Consider the following 26,345-nt stretch of genomic DNA (forward strand, 5'->3'; position numbering starts at 1 on the left):
AATTCGACGCTAAACTCCGGTCCAGAAACAGGACGGTCAACGTTCGTCAGTTGCACAAGCGATACTCCCGGGGGAGGAAGACCGATGTTCGATCGCGAGCACATCAATTCCGTTGCCGATATCACGCGCCGTCAGGCTCGCATGCAGCCGGACGCCGTCGCTCAGGTTTTCGAGGGGCGGGTGACGACCTATGGCCAGCTCGACGAGCGGTCGAACCGGGTGGCGCAGGGCTTCATCGCCGAAGGATGCAAGCCGGATGCGCGCATCGGCTTCATCGGCAAGAACTCGGACCGCTATTTCGAAATGCTGCATGGCGCCTTCAAGGCCAAGACGGTCGTGGTCGGCGTCAACTGGCGTCTTGCACCGCCCGAGATCGCCTATGTGTTGAATGACGCAAAGGCCGAGATGATTTTTGTCGGCGCGGAGTTTTATGACGTCGTGGCGCAGGTCGTTGGCGAGTGTCCCACAGTGCGGCGCGTCATTGCGCTGGATGGCGGACACGAGACATGGACATCGTTCGACGACTGGCGCGACAGTTTCCCGGCCACCGATCCGCATTTCCCTGACACGATGGATGACGATGTCATCCAGCTCTATACGAGCGGAACGACCGGCCATCCCAAGGGCGTTCAGCTCACCAACCGGAACTACATGGCGATCCTCGAAGAGGGGCAGCTTTCGGGTTGGGCCAAGTGGAACAGCGACGAGGTGGTGCTGGTCTGCATGCCGCTTTTCCATGTGGCAGGCGTCAATATCGGTATCATCGGCCATGCGCAGGGCACGAAGAACATCATCCTCAAGGATGTCGATCCGCAGGTGATCCTGAGGCTCATCGAGCAGAAAAAGATCAACATCGCCTTCATGGTGCCGGCGGTGATCCTGTTCCTGCTGCAGCAGCCCAATATCAACACGACGGACGTGTCCTCCATCCGCCAGATTCTCTATGGCGCATCGCCCATTGCCGAAGACGTTCTGAAGCAGGCGCAGGCGCGCTTCGGCTGCGAATTCGTGCAGCTCTACGGGCTGACCGAGACCACGGGCGGCGCGACGCATCTTCCTCCGCATGCGCATGATGTGGCGCTGGGCAAGCTGCGCTCCTGCGGCGTTCCCAATCCGCAGACAATGATCCGCATCGTCGATGAAAACGGCAAGGACGTGCCGCAAGGCGGCGTCGGCGAAATTCTCATCAAGGGCGGCTCGGTGATGAAGAGCTACTGGAACAAGCCGCAGGCGACGACGGAGTCGATCAAGGACGGCTGGTTCCATTCGGGCGATGCCGGTTATTTCGACGCCGACGGCTATCTCTATATTCACGACCGCGTGAAGGACATGATCGTGTCGGGCGGCGAAAACGTCTATCCCGCCGAAGTCGAGAACGCGCTGTTCGGCCATCCGGCGATTGCCGATGTCGCGGTCATCGGCGTGCCCGACGAGCGCTGGGGCGAGGCGGTGAAAGCCTGCGTCGTGCTGAAGCCCGGCATGACGGCGGAACCTGCCGACATCATCGCCTTTGCAAAGACGCGCATTGCAGGCTTCAAGGTGCCGAAGTCGATCGACTTCGTTGCCGCCTTGCCGCGCAATCCGTCTGGAAAAATTCTGCGTCGCGAATTGCGCTCTCCCTACTGGGAAGGCCGCGCGCGCATGGTGAACTGAGGTTCACCTTCTTTTGAATACCTCATCTTTCGGGGCGGGCCGCAGCGTCGCGCTCCGAGGGATGTCAGCATTGAAAAGCCCCGGAGAAGACTGCCATGAACCTGACCGTTGACAAGACATTGCCGCCGTTCAAGCCGCTGAAACAGAAGCCGCCCAAGATCACGGTGACGCGCAAGGATGACGGCACGGTCTATATCGCGTCAGACCATCCGCTCGGCGAATTGAAGCGCTCGACGGTTCATCTTCTCGAGGAGAAAGCGGCGCTGCATCCTGAGCGCAATTTCATCGGCGAGCGCGATGCATCGGGCGCCTGGAACTACATCACCTATGGCGAGGCCAATCGCGCGGCGAGCGCCGTCGCCAGCGCGCTTCTTGCGCGCGGGCTCAATCAGGACACGCCGCTCGTCATCCTGTCGGGCAATTCGATCCCGCATGCGGTGATGACGCTTGGTGCGCTGAAGGCGGGCGTCCCCGTCGCGCCGGTCAGCGTTCCCTATTCGCTGATGAGTTCCGACTATTCGAAGCTGCGCCACGTCATCGCGTTGACGCAGCCCAAGATGATCTTTGTCGACAAGGCGGCGGTCTTTGCCAAAGCCATTCAGGCGCTCGACCTGAAGGGCGTCGAGGTTGTCGCCGTTGAAGGCGAAGTGCCCGGCATTCCGACGCTTGCCTATGCCGATCTGATCCAGACGCCGATCAGCGCCGATGTCGCTCGCGTCATGGACGAGATCACGCATGACACGGTCGCAAAATATCTCTTCACCTCCGGCTCGACCGGCATGCCGAAAGGCGTGCTGCAGACGCATCGCATGATCATGGCGGTCGTTGCGGCGCAGCAGGCGCTCCGCACCGAAGAGTCCGATCCCGACGACGTTCCCGAAAGCCTCGAATGGATGCCGTGGAACCACATCTCCGCGGGCAATATCGGCTTCAACGGCAATCTCAATGCAGGCGGTACCATTCATCTCGACAATGGCAAGCCGATTCCGGCGCTGTTCGGCGAGACGATCCGGAACCTGCGCGAAATTTCCCCGCGCGTTTTCGGTTCCGCGCCTGTCGCTTTCGCGATGCTGGCCGATGCGATGGAAAAGGACGTCGAGCTTCGCGGCAGCTTCTTCCGCAAGCTTGAAATGATGGGCTATGGCGGCGCGACGCTTTCGAGCGATCTATATGATCGCATGCAGGCGCTTGCCATTGCCGAGACGGGTCATCGCATTCCGCTGACGACCATGTATGGCGCGACCGAGACGCAGGGCGTGACCGTGGTTCACTGGATCACCGAGCGCGTCGGCCTTATCGGCCTGCCGCTTCCCGGCATCACGCTGAAGCTTGTTCCCAACGGCACCAAGCTTGAAGTGCGCGTCAAGGGTCCGACCGTGACGCCCGGCTATCTCAACGATCCGAAGAAGACGCAGGAAGCCTTCGACGAAGAGGGCTATTACTCGCTGGGCGACGCCGCGCGTTTCCTCGACCCCGATCGTCCCGAAGAGGGCCTCGTCTTCGATGGTCGCGTCACGGAAGACTTCAAGCTGTCGTCGGGTACATGGGTTTCGACCGGCACGCTGCGCGCCGATGTCGTTGCCGCTTGCTCGCCGCTCCTGCAGGACGCAGTCGTTTGCGGCCTCGACAAGCCCTACATCGCGCTTCTTGCCTGGCCGAATATCGCGGCTGCGCGACAGATCGCCGGTCTGGCCGACGACGCGACAGCGGACGAGATCGTCGCGCATCCCAAGGTCGTCGAATTCGTCAAGGATCGCCTCACGCGCCATAACAAGGCGGGCGGCGGATCGTCGTCGCGGATCGGGCGCATCATTCTGATGACCGAGCCGCCCTCCATCGACGGCCACGAGATGACCGACAAGGGCTATGTCAACCAGCGTGCGACGATGGAGCGCCGCGCTCACCTCGTCGAACGGCTCTATGAAGAAAATCCGCCTGCGGATGTGATCGTGGTTTGACGCATCAGCCCCAGTTGCAATTGTCATCCCGGGACTTGTTCCCGGGATCCATGCAGCCTTGCGACGGTTCGAGTTTCAGATGGGTCCCGGGAACAAGTCCCGGGACGACGCATTAAGTGCCGAGGATTCCCATGACCACTCGCCCCCGCGACATTCTCGATTTCTGGTTCGGCGCGGGCCCCGACAAATGGTTTGCCAAGGACGACGCCTTCGACGCCGAGATCAAGCGTCGTTTCAGCGTCGCGCATGGCGAGGCGGTGTCGGGCAAGCTCGATGAATGGCTGCGCGATGCGCAAGGCGCGCTCGCGCTCGTCATTCTCCTCGACCAGTTCTCGCGCAATCTCTTTCGCAACGATCATCGCGCCTGGGTGCAGGATGCGCAGGCGCTGGCCGTGGCGCGCGAGGCGATCCGCCGCCGCTTCGATGTCGAGGTGCCGGTGACGATCCGCAAATGGTTCTACATGCCCTTCATGCATTCCGAGGAGATGGAAGCGCAGACCGAGGGGCTTGCCTATTTCGCGACGCGGCTCGACGAGGTCGAGACGCTGAAATGGGCGGAGGAGCATGCCGACATCATCCGCCGCTTCGGGCGCTACCCGCATCGCAACGCCATACTCGGGCGGCGTTCGACGCCCGATGAGCAGAATTTTCTCGATGCGGGCGGGTTTGCGGGCTGATCGAGCCGCATCACTAGGAAATTTTGGCTGCCGGTGTGATTGAGTATCGGGAAAGCTTTGCCGCCCTCACCGCGCACTCGTTAATGCCCGCCCCCCCTAACTCATTGATTTATAACGGCATCATCTGGCTTTCGCAGTGGCACGGGCATTGCGAAGGCATGTGCAGACCCATTCTGGCTGGAGACTGCACCCGATGATGACCGATAACGAACTCAACCTGCTCGCCGCCTATATGGTCGATACGCATGGGCGCAAGGCGCTCCATTATGCGGATACGGCGGTGGAGGAGCTTGAGCAGATCGGTGAGCGGTTGCGGGCCGATGCGTGGCGCTCTCTGCGCGGCGTCGTGCTCGACATGGTCGAGGGCCGCCGCAGCAAGGCGGGCAATGTGCTGCACTGAATATCTGCCCATTGACGCCAAGTCAGAAACGCCCCGCTTGCGGGGCGTTTTCATTTGCGGCTTTGCCTCTACATGCTGTGCCGGTAATACTTCCCCCAATAATAAATCAGGGAGATGACGACCAATGGCACTCGATCCGCAGGCAAAAGGACTTCTCGACGCGATGGCCGCAAATCCGGCCCCCCGGATTATGGACCTGCCCGTGGAGCAGGGTCGCGAAATGTATCGCGGCATTGCGGCGACGCTCGACGTGCAGGGCGTGCCGATCGGCAAGACCGAGGACCGGACGATTCCGGGGCCTGCCGGCGAAATTCCGGTGCGCATCTATACGCCGGTCGCCGCGGGCGGCGATGCGCTTCCCGTTCTCGTCTATTTTCATGGCGGCGGCTGGGTCATCGGCGATCTTGAAACGCATGACGCGCTTTGCCGCTCCTTTGCCAATGAAGCGGGCTGCAAGGTCGTCGCGGTCGATTATCGCCTTGCGCCCGAGCACAGGTTTCCGGCGGCGGCGGACGATTCATTCGCAGCGGTCAAATGGGTCGAGGCCAATGCCGCCGAGATCGGTGTCGATGCAACGCGCATCGCGGTTGCGGGAGACAGCGCGGGCGGCAATCTCGCCGCCGTCGTGTCCCAGCTCGCGCGTGATGCGAAGGGCCCGCAGATCGCTTTCCAGCTTCTGATCTATCCGGTCACGGATACGAATACCGACACGGCTTCCTATCGCGACAATGCCACGGGCTATTTCCTTGAGCGCGACGGCATGAACTGGTTCTTCGATCATTATCTCGGAGATGGCGACCGCAACGATCCGCGCATTGCGCCGTTGAAGGCCGCGTCGCTTGCCGGTCTGCCGCGCGCTTACGTCATCACGGCGGGTTTCGATCCGCTGCGCGACGAGGGCCGTGCCTATGCCGATGCGCTGAAGGCCGCCGGCGTTCCGACCGAGCATGTGAATTATGAAGGCATGATCCACGGCTTCTTCAATCTGCGTGGCGCATTCGACGTCGCCCGCGATGCGGTGAAGTCTGCAGCGAAGGCGCTGAAGGAAGCTCTGGCATGAGGCCTGCGCTTCGCAATCCGGCTGTCCATCCCTTTTCAGGGATGGACGTGCCGCATCTCCTTGCAACACATGCTGCTGCGCGCCCGAACCATCCGTTCCTGATCTGGGAGCCATTCGAGGGCGCGTCGCGCACCTGGTCCTACGCGCAATTTGCCGACGACACGGCGCGCGTTGCGGCGGGCCTCAAGGCGCGTGGCGTGAAGCAGGGCGAGCGCGTGCTCGTTCATCTCGACAATTGCCCCGAAACGATCATCGCCTGGTATGCCTGCGCGCGTCTCGGCGCGGTCGCGGTCACGACCAATGCGCGATCCGTTGCCGATGAGCTGACTTATTTTTCGGATCATGCCGCTGTCGTTGGCGCGATCACGCAGCCGAAATTTGCCGAGCTTGTGGCTTCGAGCTGCAGGGCGATCAAGTGGCTTGCGATTACCGAGACGGATAATGGTGCGCCTGCCGAAAGCGCCGAGCGCCCGCAAGGTTCGGAAAGCTTCGCCGCGCTTTACGGCGATGCGAGCGCCGCGCCGATGCGCCCCGCCGATCCGGACGCCAATGTCGGCGTTCAATATACGTCCGGCACAACGTCGCGCCCGAAGGGCGTCGTCTGGACGCATGCGAATGCGCTGTGGGGGGCCAAGCTCTGCGCGATGCATGAAGACCTGCGGCCCGACGATGTGCATCTCGTCTACCTGCCGCTTTTTCATACCAATGCGCAGGCCTATTCCGTTCTCTCAACGCTCTGGGTCGGCGGCACGATTGTCGTGCAGCCGCGTTTCTCCGCCTCGCGCTTCTGGGATGTGTCGCTGAAGCATCGCTGCACATGGACATCGATGGTGCCCTTCTGCCTCAAGGCGCTGATGGAGCACGCCGTACCGGAGAAGCATTTCTATCGCCTCTGGGGCAATGGCGTTGCGAGCCTGCCGACCGACGCGCATTTCCGCGTTCGCACCATCGGCTGGTGGGGCATGACGGAGACGATCACGCATGGCATCGTCAGCGACGTCAATGTGCCTGCGCCGCCGATGAGCATCGGCAAGCCGTCGCCTGCTTACGAGATTGCAATCGTCAATGATGACGGCACGCCGACGGCGGTCGGCGAAACAGGCGGTCTGCTCATTCGCGGCATTCCCGGCCTTTCGCTCTTCAAGGAATATCTCAATAACCCGGAAGCGACGGAGTCGAGCTTTGATGAGAGAGGCTTCTTCATCACTGGCGACCGCGTGCAGCTTCTCGCAGACGGCTATATCCGCTTTGCCGATCGCGACAAGGATATGCTGAAAGTCGGCGGCGAGAATGTTGCGGCATCCGAGATCGAGCGCGTCGTGATGACGGTGCCGGGCATTGCCGAATGCGCCGTCGTTGCGCGCAAGGACAAGATGCTCGACGAGGTGCCTGTCGCCTTCCTGCTCGTTCCGGGCGGAGAAGCGGCTGCGGCGAAAGACCTCAAGGAGCAGGTGATGGCTGCCTGTCGCAATGGCCTTGCTGATTTCAAGCGTCCGCGCGACATTCGTATTGTCGCGGAGTTGCCGCGTTCGACACTCGAAAAAATCGCCAAGGCTGAGCTTCGCAAGATCGTCGAGGCAGAGGCCGAGGGCAAATAGGCTCCCGTTGCGGCGGGAGTGAGGGTTCGTCTCATGTCTCTTGCCTCTCGTACTGAAACCAGTCCCTGGGCTCTCTTCGTGCCGAAGCTCGTCACCGTGCTTGGTGAAGGCTATGGCCCGAAGGAGTTTCGCCACGACTTCATTGCGGGCCTGACGGTCGCCATCGTTGCGCTGCCGCTTGCCATGGCGCTGGCCATTGCGAGCGGCGCGACACCGGACAAGGGCATCATCACAGCCGTTGTCGCCGGTTTTCTCATCTCGGCGCTTGGCGGCTCGCGGTTTCAGATCGGCGGGCCGACCGGCGCCTTCGTCGTCGTCGTCTTCAACGTCATTGCAAAACACGGCTATGACGGGCTCGTGCTCGCAACGCTGATGGCAGGCTTGATGCTGATCGCTGCAGGGCTCTTCCGCGTCGGCACTTTCATCAAATATATGCCGCAGCCCGTCATCACGGGTTTCACCGCGGGCATCGCCGTCATCATCGCGTCGAGCCAGATCAAGGATTTCTTCGGTCTGGCGGTCGAGAATGTTCCCGCTGAATTCTTTCCCAAGCTTGAGGTGCTGGGCCTCGCCCTGCCCAGTTTGCACCTCGGCACGCTTGGCGTAGGCGCGGGGGCGCTTGCGGTCATATTGCTTTTGCGGCGCTATCGTCCGAGCTGGCCGGGTTTTCTCATCGCGGTCGTACTCGCCTCTGTTGCCGTGTGGCTGTTCCAGATTTCGACCGACACCATCGGCTCGCGCTTCGTCGGTCTTGAGCCGAGCTTCGCGCTCCCCGCCTTTCCCGAAGTCAGCTTCGCGCGCATCACCGAGCTTTTCCCGAGCGCCTTCACCATCGCCTTTCTGGCAGGCGTAGAGTCGCTCCTCTCCGCGCTTGTTGCCGACAGCATGACGGGACGGCGGCATCGTTCGAACTGCGAGCTTGTCGCCCAGGGTGTTGCCAATTGCGCGTCCGCTCTTGTCGGCGGATTGCCTGCGACCGGCGCGATTGCACGCACCGCGACCAATATCCGTTCCGGCGCGAAGAGCCCCATAGCAGGCATTCTTCACGCCGTATTCCTTCTCGCCTTCATGCTGGTCGCCTGGCCGCTCACGGCTTACATCCCGCTCGCCGCGCTTGCCGCCGTGCTTGTCGTCGTTGCGTGGAACATGAGCGAGATCGACCGCTTCCGGAATCTGATGAAGGCGCCATTCGGCGACCGCATGGTTCTGCTCATCACCTTCGGGCTCACCGTCGTCGTCGATCTCACCGTGGCCATCGAGGTCGGCGTCATGCTCGCCGCCGTTCTCTTCATGCATCGCATGTCCGAAGCGGTCGAGGTGCAGGCGCATCTCAAACTCATCGACGAGGATGTGAGCGACGATGCGCCGCGCGGCGATGTCGATCCGTTTGGCGAACATGAATTGCCGCCGGGCGTCGTTGCGAGTTTCATCAACGGGCCGTTCTTCTTCGGCGTCGCCATGCGCCTCGGCGAGGTTCTCGACCGGACGGGGCCTGTCTCGAAGGTCTTCATTCTGAGCCTGCGCGACGTGCCGCTTGTCGATGGCTCAGGCGCGAGCGCCATCCTGACCTTGCTCGAGCGTTGTCATCGCAATGGCACGCAGGTCATCATCAGCGGCGTTCAGGCGCAGCCGAAGAAGGTTCTGACCGATATGGGCATGTTCGACGACCCGCATGTCATGGTCGTCGCCGACTTCGATACAGCGCTGGCAAAATCGCGCGAGCTTGTCGCCTGATCAACCGAGCAGCTTGCCGGGGTTCATCACGCCCTTGGGGTCCATCTCGCGCTTGATGCTTTTCATAAGCTCAAAGCCGATTGCGCCTTTTTCTTCCGCGAGCCACGGCACATGGTCCATGCCGACGCCGTGGTGATGGCTGATCGTGCCGCGATTTTCGAGGATCGCATCGGAGGCCGCGCGCTTGATCGCCTGCCATTGCGCGACCTCGCGGTCGAGCTGGCGCGGAAAGATGAAAGTGAAATAAAGGCTCGCCCCGTCTGGATAGGAATGGCTCACATGGGTCATCACGATGCCGCGCCCGCCGGGCTCGGGCAGGTTTGCCTCAATCGCCTTTTCAATCGCGCTCGCCACAGCATCTTTCAGCGTTGCGATGTTCGACCAGCGCGTCGATGTTTCCAGCGTGTCGAGGCCGAGCCCATGATCGAGCATCGGATCGCGCATATGGGGCGAGCCGAAGCGGCCGTGATACCAGCGTTGGCCGGGGCCTGTGCCGAGCTTCATCGCGCCGAGCGATTTGCAGATTGCTTCCGTGCGTGCCTGCGCCCAGGCCACCGTCTCGCCATCGCCTTCATGGCCGATCAGCATCAGGCAGGGCGCATCGTTGAAGCCGCGAAAGCGCAGATAGGCCTGCTGCAGGCGGGCCTTGAGGCTCGTCGGTGATGTCGTCGAGGAAGCGGCCTGAAAGAAATGCGTTTCCGGCGCATCGGAGAGGCGCACCATGGCGACGGGAATTTCGGCGTGGTTGATGCGCCGCGCCGCTTCGACGCCAGAGGTAAAATCCTTGAAGAGATAGCCGCGATAATCCTTGAGCGCCGGTATCTCGTGGATCTTCACGGTCGCTTCGCAGATGACGCCGAGCGTGCCTTCCGAGCCTGCGACGAGCTGGTTGAGGTTGGGCCCTGCCGCGGAAGCGGGCGTCGCTTCGGTGGTCCAGAAGCCTTTGGGCGTTGCGAGCTTTGCCGAGACGAGCCACTTTTCCGCTTTGCCATAGCGGTTCGATTGCTGGCCCGCGCCGCGCGCCGCGATCCAGCCGCCAAGCGTCGAATATTCAAAGCTTTGCGGATAATGCGCCAGCGTCACGCCATGTTTCTGCAAGGCTTGCTCAAGCGCCGGGCCGTAAATGCCCGCTTCGATGGTTGCCGTCATGGCGACCTTGTCGATCTGGATCACGCGCGTCATCAGCGTCGTGTCGAGCGTGACGACAGCGCCGCCCAGCGATTTCGCCAGCGCATTGATGCCGCCGACAACGGACGAGCCGCCGCCATAGGGGATGAGCGTGATGTCTTCGTCGCTTGCAAGCTTGACGATGGCGAGCACTTCATCGGCGGAGCGGGGATAGACGATGGCATCGGGCGCCATGTCGAGCTTGCCCGCGCGCACATAAAGAAGGTCGTGATAGCTCTTGCCGCGCGCATGGAAGGCGCGCTCGTAATCGTCGATCTTCACCTGATTGCCGCCGACGAGCTGGCGCAATTTGTCGAGCGTCTCCTCGGCCAGCCGGCAGGGCGCAAGTTTGATTTCGGAAAGCGGCTTTGCTGTCGTCGTCGGCAGGCGCGACATGCCGAGCGTTTCGCGTATCCATTCCCATTGCGACGCGCCTTCGGGCAAGGGGTTGTGCTGATTTGAAAGGCCCCAACCATTCCAGCGAAGCGTTGTGCGGTCGATTGTCATAGGTGAGCCTTTTCAGCAGCGGAGCGTTAATGCGGCGGGAAGAATGTCGAAGCGGGCAGGCAGGCGTCCGGGCGCTTCGCCATCCACGTCGAGAAGAACCATATCGTTGCCCGTCTGCGTCGCGGTGAGCGAGCGGGCGCGGAAGTGCATGACTTTTTCGTGTTCGAGATGCGTGCCGTCGCGCAATGACTTGTCGCCGGTCAGCATGTCCTTGAATGTCGTGTCGCGCATGATGACGATATCGAAATTGCCATCGTCGGGGACAGCATCCGGCGCGATCTTCATGCCGCCGCCGAAGAATTTGCCATTGGCGACGGCGCAGACGCCGACATTGACGGTCTGGTCGAAGCCCGTATCGGCGGTGAGGCGCACGGGTTTCGACTTGTAGCGCCAGGCGGTTACGAGCGTCGCCCAGAGAAAGGCGAAGCTGCCGCCGAAAAGTTTTGAAAAGCGGGCGCGATTGACCGCGCGCACCACGGCGCCGGAAAGGCCGAAGCTTGCGATATTGTTGAAATAGCGCGTCGCCTCGCCGCCATCCTCATTGGTGAAGGTGAGGCGGCCGAGGTCGATCTGCCGCGTCGTCCCGCTGGCGATGCGCTTGATGCAGCCATCGAGATCTTCGGGCAGGTCGAAGGTCTTGCGGAAATCGCCGCCCGTGCCGGTGTTCAGGATTGCAAGATGGGCGTGCGGGTTGATCGCCACGCCATTTTCAAAAAAGCCGTTCACGACTTCGCTGATCGTGCCGTCGCCGCCGACTGCGATCACGAGTTGCGCGCCTTCCTTCAGCGCCTTGCGCGCAAGCTCGGCGGCAGGCAGGAAACGCGGCGTCGAATGCGATGTCGTGAAATGCGCGCGCACAGGGCCCAATTCGCGTTCAAGCGCCTCCGCGATCAGCCGCCAGCCGCGGCCCGTTCGTCCGCCGCCGGAGCGCGGATTGACGATGGCGGCAACGTGTGGGGTCATGGGCGGGCCGCCTTCGGTGCCTCGACCATGGTGGCGACGTTCAACACGCCGGGTTGCGTCGATGGTTGCGTCGTGAACAGGCGAAGGGCGTCGGCAATTTCATTCGCCATTCTTGTGTCGTCCCAGCCAAGCTCGCGCGCCATGACGGCGAGCACTCTGTTGATCGCCGCAGCGCCGGGATGACCAAGCGTGCCAAGGCCCGTGCGGCGGAAGAGAACGTCGGACAGATGCCGCGCCATTTCATGGCGGATCGCATGCACGACCTGAACGCAGAGCACCGGGTTTCCGGCTGCGACGCGGCGCATGAGTTCGGCGCGCTCGCCCGGCCGCTCATCGGCGGTTGCGAGCACTTCATCAACGCGGCTGCCGTAGAAATTGCAGAGGTTTTCGACGACCTCCTTCGGCAATTCGCTGTGGCGCTTTTGCGTCCGCGTGATGAAGCTTTTCAGCCGCCCGATTTCGCCGCCATAGACGGGCGTGCAATGGGTTTCGCATTTGGCCTGACGGCCAAGCTTTGCAAGCGCCATATCGACGATCTGCTCGGCAAGGTGGCGCGAGGTCGTCCATTTGCCGCCAAGCGCGGAGATGAAGCCATCGACGCCGTTCAGCTCCTCATGGTCGCAGACTTCCGCCTCGCGGCTTGCCTTGTAGCTGTCTTTGGGGCCGGTATCGCCCGGCGCATTGTCGATCAGCGGGCGGATGCCGACATAGAAATGCAGCACGTCCTCGCGCTTCAGGTTCAGCCCCGGCAGTCCGTCATTCACGACGCTCAGAAAATCGCGGAGGTCGTCTTCAGTGACGCCGACGCGGTCCGGGTCATCCTTGAAGACCGTATCCGTCGTGCCGATGATCGTGTGGCCGCGCCAGGGGATCACGAAGAAGTGCCCGCCAATGTCGGACTGGATCGCCAGCGCATTCTTGCCGGAGATTTCGCGCGTGATGATGTGGATGCCCTTGGAGCGGATCAGCCCGCGCGAGGGCTTGTCGTCTTCGGCAAGGCTCATCATGCGGTCGGCCCAGGGCCCGGCGGCATTCACCGTCACCTTGCCCCTGATCGTATGCATCTCGCCGGTCACGTGATCCTTCACATGGACGCCGGTGACGCGATGGCCGCGTCCGATCGAATCCTGCGTTTCAAAGCCCGTGACTTCCGCATAGTTGGCGGCATCCGCGCCATATTCGACCGCGCCTTCGATGCATTCGAGGCAGAGGCGTTCGGGCGCGAACATCTGGCAGTCGTAATAGATTTTCGCGCCGGTCAGGCCTTCCGCGCGCAGGCTCGGCATCAGTCGCAATGCTTCATCGCGCGAGATCGAGCGGAAGCCGGGAATTTTCTTGTCGTCGTCGGAGACGAAATTGCGGTCATAGGAAAGCAGATCGTAGAAGGCGAGGCCGATGGAAAGCACCAGCCCGCCCTTCTTGCCATAGCCATAGGTCGGCAGGATGAAGGGCAGTGGATGCACCATATGCGGTGCGATATTCTCCCAGATGCGCCGTTCACGGAGCGATTCGCGCACAAGCTTCAGCTCGCCATTGACGAGATAGCGAAGCCCGCCATGCACCAGCTTTGACGAGCCGGATGTGGTTGCGTGAGCGAAATCGTCTTTTTCGAGCAATGCCACCTTCAGCCCGCGCAAGCTTGCATCCCATGCGGTGGTCGCGCCGGTAACGCCGCCACCGACGATCACGAGATCATATTCGGTGGCGCTCATTTTCTTCAGATCGCGCTGCATCTTGTCCGTCCGCTTGGTCCTTCTTGTGGCGGAGGCTACCGGGCCGGGGGTCATTGGTCCAGTGAGCAGCTCAATGCATCAGCCGCGTTTCTTCAGCCCGTGCTTCCCAAGGCGCCATGTCAGATGATCGACGCGATCCTGGCCGAAAAAGGGTTCGCCCTCGAAAACCATCAGCGGCACGCCCCAATGGCCCGCGGCCTTCTGGGCGGCTTCATTGGCCGTGATGACGGCTTCAAAGCGCGCGGGATCGGCCTCGATGGCGCGATCAAGCTCTGCGAGGTCGAGACCGGCGCGGGCCGCCGCATCCTTCAAATGGTCGCCCTCGTGCCAATTCCGTGTGCCGCCGAAGATGACGCCGCCCACTTCGCGCAAGAATGGCAGGCCCTTGCCCTTTTCGGCGGCGGCGATGCCAAGGCGCGTCAGGCGATGGATATAGGGCTGCTCTTCCGGCACCTCGCCCTTGGCCATATCCATCACGATCGGATCGGGCGAGGGCCAGCGGAAGGGGAGGCCTTCCATTTCGGCGATGCGTACCGTGTCCTTCATCAGATAAGGCGGCCAAAGCGGGTTCACCTGCTTGAAGAAGCCCTTGAGGCGCACGGCGATCGGATAGACGGGGCGCACGTTGCAGCGCACGTCATAGTCGCGTTCCAGCTCCATGAGGCGCGGCGTGACGAGGTAGGAATAGGGCGAGCGGAAGGACCAGAAGAGGTCATATTCGAGTGTCATGCGTGTAATTCCTTTGGATCTTTCCGGCTCGGCGGCAGCGGCTTAATGATTTTCATTAGGGTGCATTTCGCGCATCGCGATGGCAAGGATTTCATACAGGCGACCAGACGCGTGCGGGATCGAAAAAGGGTGCGCGCCGATCGGGATCGAAGCCGGATGCAGGATGTTCGACCTGCATGAGCGGCGCGAGGCATCCGGTTTCCGCAAGCAGCGCCGTCACGGTCGATGCCGCCTCTGGCGGTATGTCGCGATAAAGCGCCTGCAGCCTTTCAAGGCACCAGACCCGATAGCGATGGACGGGGAGGTGATAGCGACACCCCTCGATCTCGACGTCGAAAGCCTTGTGCCGCTTGCTCCATGCAAGCGCATTGGCATTGAGATAGGGCAGATAGCATTGCCCCATATCGGTCAGGATGGGCCGCCAGTCCTCAGGGATCGAACCTGCCGGGTGGAGCGGCCCGTTGACCCGCGTCGCGCGTGCGTTCCACAGGCGCGCCAGCCATTCGTAAACATGCGGTGCTTCATCGCGCATGATGCGGGCAGGCGTCGGATCGAGGCCGAAATGGCGGAACATCGATGCGAAGAAACCGAAATCGGCAAGCGTCGGACGCTCTCCGAGCAGATAGGGACGCGTGGCGAATATCTTGTCGAGCTGTCGCAGGTTGCGGGAATAGATGCTTTCAATGTGTTCGCGCGTCGCCGCCGTGACGCCGTCACCATGAATGTAGCGGTGAAGCTGGCGTCGATAGATGCCCCATCGGCGCAGCCAGAGCGGGCCCGGCACGTCATGCAGCATTTCGGTCGCGATGCGGTGGCTCATCAGTCGCGCGTCCGGCTGATAGCTCCATCGATAATGAAGCGCCGGTCGCCAGAGCCATTCATCCGCATAGTCTTCAAGAAGCTGCGAGAAAAACCGCTGCACCGGATCGGCAGGCAGAACGGCGGGGCCGGGCCAGGCCGCGTCGAGCCATTCGATCATGGGCGAGCTGTCGCTCATCCATCTGCCGTCGGGCATTTCAACGGCGGGCATCTGCGCAAGGCCCGTCTTGCGCGCGACGAGGCGCATGGTCGAGGCGGAGAGTTCGACGCGGCGATGCGGAATCTCCTTGTACCTCAGGAAGGCTTCGAATTTGCCCGTGAAATAGGACAAATCGAGCCCATAGACCTTCATTTCCGCGATGCCGTCCGTCATCCCGCCGTCCCCCGGACTGATTTTTAATGTTGTTCATTAAGAATGCGTTTTACCTGCCTCCAATGCAAGTCCGCTGCTAGAGTTTCGGGCAAATCCAACAAAGCCATCAGGGAGGCATCCATGCCGCAGGTTCAGTCGAACGGCATCACCATCGAATATGAGAGCTTCGGCCCTGCTAACCGCGAAACCGTGCTTCTGATCATGGGGCTCGGTGGGCAGCTCACCATGTGGCCGACGGAGCTTTGCAACGAGCTTGTTCATCGCGGCTATCGCGTCATTCGTTTCGACAATCGCGATGTCGGCCTTTCGACGAAGTTCGATGCGGCCGGAATGCCGGACATGGCGGCGATTTTCGGCGCGTTGATGTCGGGCCAGCCCGCAAGGGCGCCCTATTCGCTCGACGATATGGCGGCGGACGCCATAGGCCTGCTCGACGCGCTCGGCATCAAGCGCGCGCATATTGCAGGCGCCTCGATGGGCGGCATGATCGCGCAGCTCGTCGCGATCAACTATCCCGACCGCGTTCTCTCGCTCACCTCGATCATGTCGACCACCGGCAATCCGACGCTGCCTCAGGCAAAGCCCGAAGCCATGGCCGTGCTGATGACGCCTGCGCCAGAGGGCGATCTCGAAGCGGCCATCGCGCGCGGCATCAATGCCTGGAAGGTGATTGGCAGCCCCGGTTTCCCGACCGACGAGAAAATCCTGCGCGAATGGGTGGGGCGTGACGTCAAGCGTTCGCTCTATCCCGTCGGCACGGCGCGCCAGATGGCAGCCATCGTTGCCAATGGCGACCGGCGCGAAAAGCTGAAGAAGCTGAATGTCCCCGCCGTCGTGCTGCATGGCGGCGACGATCCGCTGGTTCCCGTCGATGGCGGCAAGGATACGGCGGCCAATATTCCCGGCGCCGAACTCATCGTCGTTCCCGGCATGGGCCACGACTTCCCCATCGCACTCGTCAAGACATTCGCCGATGCGATCACCACGGCGACGTCACGCGCCGCGAAATCCAAAGCGGCGGAGTGAGCGCATGACGCAACAGCAGGTAAAAGCGAACGGCATCACGATCAATTATGAGGATCGCGGGCCCGCCGACGGCATGCCGATCCTTTTCGTCAATGGCTACACCTCGACGATGATGAGCTGGCCGCCGGAATTGATGGATGGATTGAAGGCGCGCGGCTTTCGCGTCATCCGTTATGACAATCGCGATGTCGGGAAAAGCGAGAAGCTGAAGGGCATTCCTTCCATCGGCGCTGTTGCGGCGGCGGTGCGCGAGGGAAAGACGCCCGAAATTCCCTATACGCTTTCCAGCATGGCGGCGGACGGTATCGGCCTTCTCGATGCACTCGGCATCAAGCGCGCGCATGTCATGGGCATTTCCATGGGCGGCATGATCGTGCAGGCCATGGCGATCAATCATCCCGATCGCCTCATCAGCGTCACCTCGATCATGTCGACGACGGGCAATCCCGATCTGCCCAAGTCGAGCGAGGCTGCAATGGTGGCCTTGCAGGAGCAGCCCGCATCGGAAGATCGCGAAACGGTCATTCGTCATCGCATGAAAGGGCGGCGCGTTTATCAGAGCCCCGCTTATCCCATGAGCGACGAGGCGCTTTATGCGCGCTGCGCCGCTGAATTCGACCATATGTACTATCCGGAAGGCGCGTCGCGCCAATATGCCGCCATTGTCGGCGATGGCAGCCGCGTGGAACGGCTGAAAAACGTGCGTGTGCCGTTTCTGGTCATTCACGGGCTTGCCGATCCGCTGGTCACGCATGATGGCGGCACCGATACGGCAAAATCCGTACCCGGTGCAAAACTTGAGATGATCGAAGGCATGGGACACGATTTGCCCGCCGAGCTTTGCCCGCGTTTTGTCGAATTGATCGCGGATCACGCAATCGCAGCGGAGAGAAAAGCCGCCGCCGAGTGACGCATTGCTTATAAGCCATGCGCTATGCCTTTATGCCCCGTTCAACTTTCCTCCCTCAGTGCCGATATAGGCTGTTGCACGTATCGACGCGGAGGGAGGAAAGATATGCCCCGTATCAAGACAAATGCCATCACGATCGAGTATGAGACCTTTGGTTCTGCAAAGAACGAGGCAATTCTTCTCATCGCTGGCGCCGGTGCGCAGCTGACGCAATGGCCGGTCGAGCTTTGCAAAAAGCTCGCGAAACGCGGATACCGCGTTATTCGCTTCGATAACCGCGATGCGGGTTATTCGAGCAAGGTCAGCCCGGAGAAAATTCTAAGCTATGCCGATGCTCTGGCCGCATTGACGGAAGGCAAATCCGATTTCGTGTCCTATACGCTCAGCGACATGGCGTCGGACGCGGTCGGTCTTCTCGATGCGCTGAAAATCGAGAAAGCTCACATCGCCGGTGCGGCGATGGGCGGCATGATCGCGCAAACGATCGCCGTCGAGCATCCGGCGCGCGTGCTGTCGCTCACGTCGATCATGTCGACGACCGGCAATCCCGATTTGCCGCCTGCCAATGAAGACGTGCAGCGTCTGCTTCTCGCCACCGCGCCCATGGCGAGCGATATCGAACGCATCGTTGCGCGCGATCTGGAGCTTAGCCGGTTGATCGGCAGCCCCGACTACAAGACCGACGAGGCGGTGCTCAGGGAGTGGGCATTGCGTGACGCGCTGCGCTCCTATTATCCGATAGGCACGCTGCGCCAGATGGCGGCGGTCATCGCGAGCGGCGATCGTCGCGAGGCTCTGGCGACGATCAAGGCGCCGACGGTCGTTCTGCATGGCGGCGCGGATATCTACGTGCCGGTTGCAGCGGGCGAGGATACGGCCAAGGTCATTCCCGATGCGCAGCTTCGCGTCATTGCGGGTATGGGCCACGATCTGCCGGTGGCGCTGGCCGGCCAGATTGTCGAGGCCATTGTCGCGGCTGCAGAGCGCGCGACAGGGCCGAAAGTTGCGGATCAACCGGGCTCGTCGTCTCGCGATAGTGGAAGCGAGCAATCCGGTTTCTTCGCAAATCTGTTCCGACGTTTCCGTCGCGAGCCGGTGCCTGTCTAGGCATAGGTTTGCGGCGACCCAACTCTCCCCTTCAGCTAGGAAGGGTGAGAGTTGGGAGTCGTCGTATTATTTCGAGGTTTGATCTGCCGCGCAGTCTTTTCAGCGGCAGAGCGCCTTGCGGATTTCCGGTCGCGCTTTGTCGAGCTTTTCGCGGAAGTCGTCTTTCTGCATGAAAGCCGCCGCAATCAGCTCGCCGCTGACGCGGCCCTGTTCGACATCGCTGGCAAAGTGCACGCCGACGATGAGGCGGTTGTGGCTATATTCAGCCGCCCGCGCATAAATCCTGTCCTGCTCTTCCGGCACCAGAGCGGTGAGCACCAGCGCCGTCTCATAGGCAAAGGCCGTGTGGCCGCTGGGATAGGACGGGCTGTGCTTCAGATTATCCGTCGGCAGCAGGGCGACGATCTGCGGCAGGCCCTCGACCTGCGACTGATAGGGCCGCTTGCGGTTAAAGGCCTGCTTGGCATCGTCCGACACCTTGATGCTCGTCTGCGTCATCGCGCCGAAAAGGGCGATGGTTGCAGGTAGCGTTTCAGCCAGCTCCTTGTCGGTCTTTGCGGCAAAGACCTGCGGCGCGATCTTGCATGCAGGCGTTGCGATCTTTTCCCAAAGCGGCCGCCCGAACTGGGCGAGCGAGGGCCGCGCCGCATCCTCTATGGCAAGCGCCTTTTCGTCGGCGCTCGCATTCTTCTGCGCATCGAGCACGGCCTGATAGTCGCGCTTCTGCAGGGCGGGCGCTTGCGCGCAAGCAAGCCCTGTGCCCGCCGCAATATCGCTTTGCGGCGGGCAGGGCAGGACTTTGACGAGATCGAGCGTGATTTCGCTTTTCATGTCGCCCGCCGCAAGGGCGGTCGCGGCTGGAAGCATGAGTGCCATGGCGGCGAGCGTGATGGCAGCTTTTCTCATTACGGTTCTCCGTCGGTTATCAGCCGAACATGGCAGAGCTTCGCGTCGGTCGGATGACAGCGCCTCAGACTTCCGCCGAGCCGCCATCGCAAGGGATGACCGCGCCCGTGGTATAGGCGGAAGCGCGTGACGAAAGGAAGATTGCGACGCCTGCAATGTCTTCAGGCGTGCCGATGCGCTTTCTCGGATTGCTCGCCTTGATCGCATCGCCGAATGTTTCGAGCGTCGCCTTCATCATCTGGCTCGGGAAGGGTCCGGGCGCGATGGCGTTGACGAGGATGTTTTCAGACGCGAGGCGGCCTGCGAGATGGCGCGTCAGCATGATGCAACCGGCCTTCGACGACGAATAGGCATAGGTTTCGAGCTCAGGCGGCACGATGCCGTTGACCGATGCGATATTGATGACGCGCGATGGGTCTTCATAGGTCGCGGCCTTGCGCAGCAGCGGCAGCATCTTCTGCGTGACGAAGAAGGGGCCCTTGAGGTTGATGTTCATCACCTTGTCCCAGCCGCTTTCCGAATATTCGTCGATCGGCTCGCCCCAGGCAGCGCCCGCATTGTTGACGAGGATGTCGAGCTTTTCCTCGCGCTTTGCGAGTTCCTTCGCCAGTCCCTCAATGCCCGCCATCGTGCCGAGATCGAAAGGCAGCGAGATGCAGGTGCCTCTCTTCGAGAGTTCTTCGGCAAGCTCGTTGCAGACCTGCGCCTTGCGGGCCGAGATATAGACCTTCGCGCCTGCCTCGACGAAGCCCGTTGCGATCATTTCGCCAATGCCGCGCGAGCCGCCGGTGACGAGGGCAATCTTGCCGCTGACGTCGAAAAGATTTTTCATGCTGTGGTTCCCCAATGTGTTTCTGTTGGGTGAAACCTAGCACGAAGACCGGCGGGCCAGGCAAGGTCAGGGCTGTGCGTCGCTGTCGGCAAGCGCTTCGTTTCTGGTCGCGTCTTCGGCTTCGCGGTTCAGCGCCGTTGCCCCGTGTTTGGGTTGCGTCAGGGGTTCGGGCACGACGACTTTCGAGTGGATGAGGTTCGTGCCCGCCATCTCTCCCTCGGCAAGTTGCAGCGCGAGGCGTTCGGCATCGCGGCGGCGAATATCGTCCGCGACCTTTTCGGCCTGATCTCGCGTGAAGCCCAGCGCTTCAAGTGCGGCGACACCGAAGGCGACGGCGGATTCGTAAGTTTCGCGGATCTGGTAATCGACGTTCTTGCGTAGCAGATCCAGCGATTGTCGCCGGTCGTAGGCGCGCACGTAAAGCTTGGCGAGCGGGAAATGCGCCTGCGCCAGTTCGACGATCTTTGCCGACGCATCGCGTTTGACCACGCAGAGCGCAATCAGCGAGGCGTCTGCCGCGCCTGCCGCGCGCAACACGTCGAGCCTTGTCCCGTCGCCGTAATAGACGCGAAAGCCGAAGCGCGAGGCGGCGCGTATCTGTTCGACATTGGATTCGATCGCCGTCACCTCGATCCCTTGCGAGAGCATGAATTGCGCGACGACCTGTCCGAAGCGGCCAAAGCCGATGATGACGACTTTGCCCTTCGCGTCGGAGAAATCCATTTCCATGATCTCGCCAATGCCCTTGGGTGCGGCGATGCGGTTTGCGATGGCAAAGACCAGCGGCGTCGCGGCAAGCGAAATGGTGACGGCGGCGATGAGCAGACTGGAATTCGTCGGTGACATGATGCCCGCTGTCGCCGCTGCGCCGAAGAGCACGAAGGCGAATTCGCCGCCTTGCGCGAGCACGCCCGCAATGCGTACCGCATCGGCATGGAGCGAGCCGGAAATTCTCGCCAGGCCATAGATGAGGAGGCTTTTCGTCGTCATCAGAATGACGACGGCACCGGCGATGAAGAGCGCATGATCGACGACGAATTTCAGGTCGATGCTCATGCCGATGGCGATGAAGAAGAGGCCGAGAAGCAGGCCGCGAAAGGGTTCGATATCGGCTTCAAGCTCGTGGCGGAAAGCGGATTCTGCGAGCAGCACACCAGCAAGGAACGCGCCCATCGCCATGGAGAGGCCCGCCGCCTGCATGATGAAGGCCGCGCCCAGCACCACGAGCAGCGCGGCAGCCGTCATGATTTCATGCGCGTTCGAATTGGCGAGAATGCGGAACAGCGGGTTCAGCAGATAGCGCGCGGATAGAACGACGGCGGCGACGGCGGCAAGCACGCCGAGCGTTTGCGTCAGGCCGCCTGTCGGCGCGTGTTCGCCCGGCACGAGCAGCGCGACAAGCGCCAGCAGCGGCACGATGGCGAGGTCCTGCATCAGCAGAATGGCGAATGCGCGCTGGCCATAGGGCTGCGTCAGCTCGCTGCGTTCCTCCATCAGCGGGACCGCGAAGGCGGTCGATGAGAGCGCGAGGCCGCTGCCCGCGATGATGGCGGCCCGCCAGCTCATGTCGGCCAGCAGGGCAATGCCCGCCAGCGCCGCGCCGCAAATCATGATCTGTGCGAGGCCGAAGCCGAAAATATCCTGGCGCATGGTCCAGAGGCGCGAGGGTTTCAGCTCGAGCCCGATGATGAAGAGCAGCAGGACGATGCCGAGCTGGGCGAGCGTCAGTACGGCGTCTGAATCGCTGAAGAGGCCGAGGCCCGTCGGGCCGATCACCATGCCCGCCGCCAGATAGCCGACCACGGAGCCGAGCTTCAGCCGTCTGAACAGCGGCACCGCAATGACCGCCGCTCCCAGAAAAATGATCGGGAGGAGCAGGGCGGTGCCTTCATGCGGTGGCGGAAGCGGAACAGCGGTCACGGGCGCGCCTGTTGCTAGGATGCGCCATTCTGCCGTGAAGAACTGTCTTGCGATAGGGCAAACAAAAAGGGCGTCCGCGAGGGACGCCCTTCATTTCTCAATCGCTCAACAATCAGAAGTTGGCGATGTCGAGTTCCATAAGCCCGTCGGCACCGGCCTTGGCGCGTTCGAGCCAGGCGGCGGTCATCGGGATTTCGCGTTCGGCCCAATATTTGGCGAGCGTCAGCTTGCGCTTGTAGAACTCCGCATTGCCGGTGCCTTCCTTGAGCTTTGCCAGCGAAACCTTCGCCATCTGTGCCCACATCCAGGCCAGCGTCACCGTGCCGAAGATGTTGAGGATGTCATAGGAGGCAGCGCCCGCATTGTCGTAGTTCTTCGGCGCGTTCTGCATCAGCCAGCCAGCCGCCTCGCCGAGGCGTGCATAGCCCGTCTTCAGCGGGCCGACGAAAGGCGCCATTTCCGCGTCGCCCTCGTTTTCCTTGATGAAGGCTTCGAGCTTGGCAAAGAAGGTCAGGGTGGCGCGGCCGCCCTTGGCCGTCATCTTGCGAGCGACGAGGTCGAGCGCCTGAATGCCGTTCGCGCCTTCATAGACCTGGTTGATGCGCGCGTCGCGCACGAACTGTTCCATGCCGTTGTCGCGGATATAGCCGTGGCCGCCGAACACCTGCATCGACGCGTTTGCCGCCTCGAAGCCCTTATCGGTGAAATAGGCCTTGATGACCGGCGTGAAAAGCTGGCTCAGGTCTTCGGCTTCCTGGCGTTCCTTTTCGTCGGCGCTGGAGCGCGCAACCGAGAAGAGGAACGAGACATACATGGCAAGCGCGCGCGCCCCTTCCACAAACGAACGGGACGCGATCAGCAGGCGGCGCACGTCCGGGAACACGATGATCGGATCGGCGGGGCCGTCCGGGTTCTTCGGGCCGGTGAGCGAGCGGCCTGCAAGGCGTTCGGTCGCGTAGGCCACGCCGTTCTGATAGGCGACTTCGCCCGCCGCGATGCCCTGAATGCCGACGCCCATGCGTGCGCCGTTCATCATGCCGAACATGCCGGCCATGCCGGCCGACTTCGACTTCTTCACTTCGCCCGTCTCGGTCTTCACCACGGGCGCGCGGCCCTTCAGGTGATAGGCCACTGCATTGTCGAAGTTCAGCACGCAGGTCGCATTGCCCTTGATGCCCATTTTCTTTTCGACGCCGCCGGTCGAAACGCCGTTCGGCCCGAGGATCTCGCCGGTTTTCTCGTCGACCAGCATCTTCGGCACCATGAAGAAATTGACCGTACCAAGATCATCGACATATTTGCCGTCTTCGTTCGGCAGCTTGGCGATGACCATGTGGATGATGTTGTCGGTCATGTCGTGGTCGCCGCCCGAAATGAAGACCTTCGTGCCCGACAGGCGATAGGAGCCGTCTTCCTGTTTGACGGCGCGGGTCTTCATCAGCTTCAGGTCGGTGCCGCAATGCGGTTCGGTCAGGCACATGGTGCCGGTCCAGTCGCCGCTCGCCATGCGCGTCGCCACATGCTCGCGCATCCAGTCCTCGCCCGTCGCCCAGAGCGCGCCAAGCGCCGCGCCCGTCAGGCCCGGATACATGGCGAAAGCCTGATTGGACGAAGAGCCCATTTCGGAGAATGCAAAGGTGATGACGGAAGGCAGGTTCGCGCCGCCCAGTTCCTCAGCCACGCCAAGCTTGTTCCAGCCGCCATCGGCATAGGCCTTGAAGGCTTCCTTGAAGCCTTTGGGCACGCGCACGACGCCGTTTTCCAGATGACAGCCTTCCTCGTCGCCCGACTGGTTCAGAGGCTGCAAAACCTCCTCGCAGAACTTCGCGCCACCCTCAAGGATCGCGCTCGTCATATCCGGCGTCAGCTCCGCAAAGCCCGGCAGATCGGTCCGCTTCTCGATTTCGAGAAGTTCATGAAACAAAAACAGAAAGTCCTCGACCGGGGCTTTGTAGCTCGGCATATCCGTGGCTCCTAGCAGCTTTCAGGAATGTCAGTAGGGGCGGATATTGCAATGGGACGCGGGGGAAGGCAAGTGTGATGCTCTAATTGTGGCTCGGCCCTTCTAGCAATTTGTCTAGAGCGGCGAAAAGCTCGAGAGGGACAAACTTGTGCTGATCACGATACAAGTTCTCAGCAACAAACAGGGGCAATCCACCTGGTCGCCCGCGACTGATCCGCTGGAGTTCTGGTATCTTTTTGAGAATAACCTCTTCAAGTCCATGATCGTCCATCGTGAGATAGGTCCGTCGAACGTTCAATTTCAGTCCGCCGAGATACTCGCACTCTGTGAATGCCTCGCCAGCCTCTTCGGGCCCCAAGATCACAGCCTGCACTTTGTCGATTATCGTCTGTAACCTATCGGCGTCCCACTGAAGCAACGCCGCATAGCTGTCAGCTTGCGTAAGTCCAATAATATCCCGGCTAGTTGGAATTTCGCGGGCGATCAACGCGGCGATAGCCAGCGGGTCGAGAAAGACATTTTCTAAACCATCGCGCTGACAATGGGCCAGTACGACAATCCGACTTGTCGGATTGTTCTTCCCATCCCAATCTATTAATCCAAATACGGAATTATTTCCTGAATCTGACAACGCCTCGACCAACTTTCGAACAACTGCGCAACCTGAATTAATTTCGGATTTTTCAGCAGTCGATTTGATGCCGGTGGGTATAAACTCCAACGATCGCTCTGACGCCAAGTGTGCCTTCAATGCCTGATAGGCTTGATCGTAAATGTTTGCGTCAGTTTTGCTTTCGACGAAAACTTGGCGCCGTCCCTCATAGGAGATTGCGAGCGTAGGAACGTCTGAAGTCAGAATATTAAGAGCTTTGGACTTTGATATCTTATGGAGTCCGGGCTGGTCGGCGATCATTGCAAACAAGGAATTTTCTGGTGCCAATGCCACCGTTGAAGGTGAGTGCGTGGTCATGATGACGAAAATGCCATGCTTATTGACCAGCGTATCTATAATGGCGCGAAGGAGTGTTCGAGACATCGACGGATGTAGAGGGGCATCGACCTCGTCGAGCAGCATCAGCTTTGGATAAGTAGATATTTGTCGCTTGTCTTCCGCGTAGTAGAGACACAGTGCGAACGACATCAAAATTTTTTCGCCCGAAGAAAGGTCTCTGAAAAAAATCTCGACTCCGGTCGAAAGCTTCTTAAGCTTAGGTTCATATGGCTCTTGACTAAATTCATCGGGCCGATCGATCGCAAAGTCTAGGCCGGCCTTTTCCATTGTCTCATTCACGAACACCCAAGGAGCGACCATATAACGGTTTTCGAATTCCTCATCGGTTAGGGCGGTCACGTCGGATCGTCCTTTTGCTTGCATAAATTGTTTCAAGTCATTCGAAATCTTTAGGTCACGATAAGCAACAAACAACCTTCCTAGAGCCTGCTGAAATAGGTCGGCATTGCCCCACGAAGGAAGTTCGACCGTCGCTAAATCCCGCCGCGTCAGTGCGGCGGCCGGGCGTTTTGTGTTTTGGACAGCTCGATCGATTTGCGACCGGAATTCACTAGAACCGAATTGATTGAGGATATGCGTCGAAGCCATAAGAATTGCTGACGTTATCGCGTGCGCTCTATTTATGTCGCCGACTAATGAAAATAATTCATCGTGCGAAAGCGAGGCGACCAGATCGACATCTGATAAATAGTTTCCGGTTAGTCCTGCCGCGCGCGTCGCATCTAGAATGATGCTTCCGTATTGACGTTTTACAGCGTCGAAATTGTTCATTAGGTTCATTTTTTCTTGGATGAGGCTGTGGCCGTCGAATAGACCAGTGTCTTGAGGGACTAAGCTAGCCCAATCTAAAAATTTAATGTCCCGATCGGTTTGCGGCGCTATGTCGACAACGATCTTTCCCTGTTGAATGGCGGTCAAAAGATGCGTTTTCCCCGAGCCATTCAAGCCAGTTAGGAGAGTGAAGCTCGGTAGCTCAATATCCGGGAATTCGTTGATTGAGAGGTGCGATGAGTTGAATGAAAGCTTCATTGTGTACCTGTTTATCGGTTCTTCGATGTCAGTGGTGTCTTGATATTCTTGTATTGGATTCGTTCGAAGCAGAGCAAATTTGCGTAGGAAACGAGCGACGGCAGCACAATAAAAGATAAAACCCGCGAGAATATGCGCTCGCTGACTCCAGTCGGCGCCTGAGTATGTAGGTAGACAGACGGAAAAGAAAGCCGGCGAGAGCTGCGCAAAAATTCTTATCCCCTCTCGCTCCGCACACCCCATATTCACTCCGTCCCGCTTCACGAAGG

The 26,345-nt window shown here is 60.7% G+C and carries 20 protein-coding genes; 10 read left to right on the forward strand and 10 right to left on the reverse strand.

All coding sequences use genetic code 11. The features are described from left to right. The first annotated feature begins 84 nt into the window (after window positions 1–84). The 7 genes from WA943_RS14230 (at window position 85) to WA943_RS14260 (ending at window position 9,080) form a co-directional block, all read left to right on the forward strand. Complete coding sequence (locus WA943_RS14230; protein WP_424470549.1) at window positions 85–1,653, forward strand: fatty acid--CoA ligase; 1,569 nt, start codon at window positions 85–87, stop codon at window positions 1,651–1,653. Window positions 1,654–1,748: 95 nt separating this feature from the next. After that, complete coding sequence (locus WA943_RS14235; protein WP_424470550.1) at window positions 1,749–3,611, forward strand: AMP-binding protein; 1,863 nt, start codon at window positions 1,749–1,751, stop codon at window positions 3,609–3,611. A gap of 131 nt (window positions 3,612–3,742) precedes the next feature. After that, window positions 3,743–4,288 carry a DUF924 family protein gene (locus WA943_RS14240; protein WP_424470551.1) on the forward strand — a complete coding sequence of 182 codons (546 nt, stop codon included), beginning with the start codon at window positions 3,743–3,745 and terminating at the stop codon, window positions 4,286–4,288. 193 nt (window positions 4,289–4,481) lie between these two features. Continuing rightward, complete coding sequence (locus tag WA943_RS14245) at window positions 4,482–4,688, forward strand: hypothetical protein (RefSeq protein WP_424470552.1); 207 nt, start codon at window positions 4,482–4,484, stop codon at window positions 4,686–4,688. Between the two features lie 124 nt (window positions 4,689–4,812). After that, a complete protein-coding gene (locus tag WA943_RS14250) occupies window positions 4,813–5,748 on the forward strand; it encodes an alpha/beta hydrolase (protein ID WP_424470553.1) in 936 nt (311 codons plus the stop codon). After that, on the forward strand, window positions 5,745–7,346 hold the full coding sequence (locus WA943_RS14255) for an AMP-binding protein (RefSeq protein ID WP_424470554.1): 1,602 nt from the start codon (window positions 5,745–5,747) through the stop codon (window positions 7,344–7,346). The genes WA943_RS14250 and WA943_RS14255 overlap by 4 nt, the downstream gene beginning before the upstream one ends. A gap of 33 nt (window positions 7,347–7,379) precedes the next feature. Continuing rightward, window positions 7,380–9,080: a SulP family inorganic anion transporter gene (locus tag WA943_RS14260; RefSeq protein ID WP_424470555.1), complete on the forward strand. Its 1,701-nt coding sequence runs from the start codon at window positions 7,380–7,382 to the stop codon at window positions 9,078–9,080. On the opposite strand, the gene WA943_RS14265 is transcribed toward WA943_RS14260, so the two are convergent. From WA943_RS14265 to WA943_RS14285, 5 genes are all read right to left on the reverse strand, one after another. Continuing rightward, window positions 9,081–10,754 (reverse strand): FAD-binding oxidoreductase, encoded by a 1,674-nt coding sequence (locus WA943_RS14265; RefSeq protein WP_424470556.1) that lies wholly within the window; start codon window positions 10,752–10,754, stop codon window positions 9,081–9,083. It lies immediately after the preceding gene. Between the two features lie 12 nt (window positions 10,755–10,766). Then, entirely contained in the window at window positions 10,767–11,717 is a 951-nt protein-coding gene (locus WA943_RS14270; protein WP_424470557.1) for a diacylglycerol/lipid kinase family protein, read from the reverse strand. Then, window positions 11,714–13,450: an FAD-dependent oxidoreductase gene (locus WA943_RS14275; protein ID WP_424470558.1), complete on the reverse strand. Its 1,737-nt coding sequence runs from the start codon at window positions 13,448–13,450 to the stop codon at window positions 11,714–11,716. The genes WA943_RS14270 and WA943_RS14275 overlap by 4 nt, the downstream gene beginning before the upstream one ends. Before the next feature lie 78 nt (window positions 13,451–13,528). Continuing rightward, window positions 13,529–14,179 (reverse strand): 2-hydroxychromene-2-carboxylate isomerase, encoded by a 651-nt coding sequence (locus WA943_RS14280; RefSeq protein WP_424470559.1) that lies wholly within the window; start codon window positions 14,177–14,179, stop codon window positions 13,529–13,531. A gap of 91 nt (window positions 14,180–14,270) precedes the next feature. After that, a complete protein-coding gene (locus WA943_RS14285) occupies window positions 14,271–15,371 on the reverse strand; it encodes a glutathione S-transferase family protein (protein WP_424470560.1) in 1,101 nt (366 codons plus the stop codon). Between the two features lie 120 nt (window positions 15,372–15,491). Here WA943_RS14285 and WA943_RS14290 point away from each other — a divergent pair, with 120 nt between their 5' ends. The 3 genes from WA943_RS14290 (at window position 15,492) to WA943_RS14300 (ending at window position 18,414) form a co-directional block, all read left to right on the forward strand. Further along, window positions 15,492–16,397, forward strand: a complete 906-nt coding sequence (locus tag WA943_RS14290) for an alpha/beta fold hydrolase (RefSeq protein WP_424470561.1) — start codon at window positions 15,492–15,494, stop codon at window positions 16,395–16,397. Between the two features lie 4 nt (window positions 16,398–16,401). Continuing rightward, window positions 16,402–17,307 (forward strand): alpha/beta fold hydrolase, encoded by a 906-nt coding sequence (locus WA943_RS14295; RefSeq protein ID WP_424470562.1) that lies wholly within the window; start codon window positions 16,402–16,404, stop codon window positions 17,305–17,307. Window positions 17,308–17,412: 105 nt separating this feature from the next. After that, a complete protein-coding gene (locus tag WA943_RS14300; RefSeq protein ID WP_424470563.1) occupies window positions 17,413–18,414 on the forward strand; it encodes an alpha/beta fold hydrolase in 1,002 nt (333 codons plus the stop codon). Window positions 18,415–18,513: 99 nt separating this feature from the next. On the opposite strand, the gene WA943_RS14305 is transcribed toward WA943_RS14300, so the two are convergent. From WA943_RS14305 to WA943_RS14325, 5 genes are all read right to left on the reverse strand, one after another. Beyond that, the gene (locus WA943_RS14305; protein ID WP_424470564.1) at window positions 18,514–19,320 is read right to left on the reverse strand and encodes a phosphatase PAP2 family protein; all 807 of its coding nucleotides are present in this window, start codon (window positions 19,318–19,320) and stop codon (window positions 18,514–18,516) included. 64 nt (window positions 19,321–19,384) lie between these two features. Beyond that, entirely contained in the window at window positions 19,385–20,152 is a 768-nt protein-coding gene (locus WA943_RS14310) for an SDR family oxidoreductase (RefSeq protein ID WP_424470565.1), read from the reverse strand. A gap of 66 nt (window positions 20,153–20,218) precedes the next feature. Next, on the reverse strand, window positions 20,219–22,072 hold the full coding sequence (locus WA943_RS14315) for a monovalent cation:proton antiporter-2 (CPA2) family protein (protein WP_424470566.1): 1,854 nt from the start codon (window positions 22,070–22,072) through the stop codon (window positions 20,219–20,221). 112 nt (window positions 22,073–22,184) lie between these two features. Beyond that, entirely contained in the window at window positions 22,185–24,035 is a 1,851-nt protein-coding gene (locus WA943_RS14320) for an acyl-CoA dehydrogenase C-terminal domain-containing protein (protein ID WP_424470567.1), read from the reverse strand. A gap of 82 nt (window positions 24,036–24,117) precedes the next feature. Then, window positions 24,118–26,076: an AAA family ATPase gene (locus WA943_RS14325; RefSeq protein ID WP_424470568.1), complete on the reverse strand. Its 1,959-nt coding sequence runs from the start codon at window positions 26,074–26,076 to the stop codon at window positions 24,118–24,120. Window positions 26,077–26,345: the final 269 nt, after the last annotated feature.

Origin of the sequence: Parvibaculum sp. (genome assembly GCF_049651025.1) — a bacterium.
In the GTDB taxonomy this organism is placed as follows: Bacteria; Pseudomonadota; Alphaproteobacteria; order Parvibaculales; family Parvibaculaceae; genus Parvibaculum.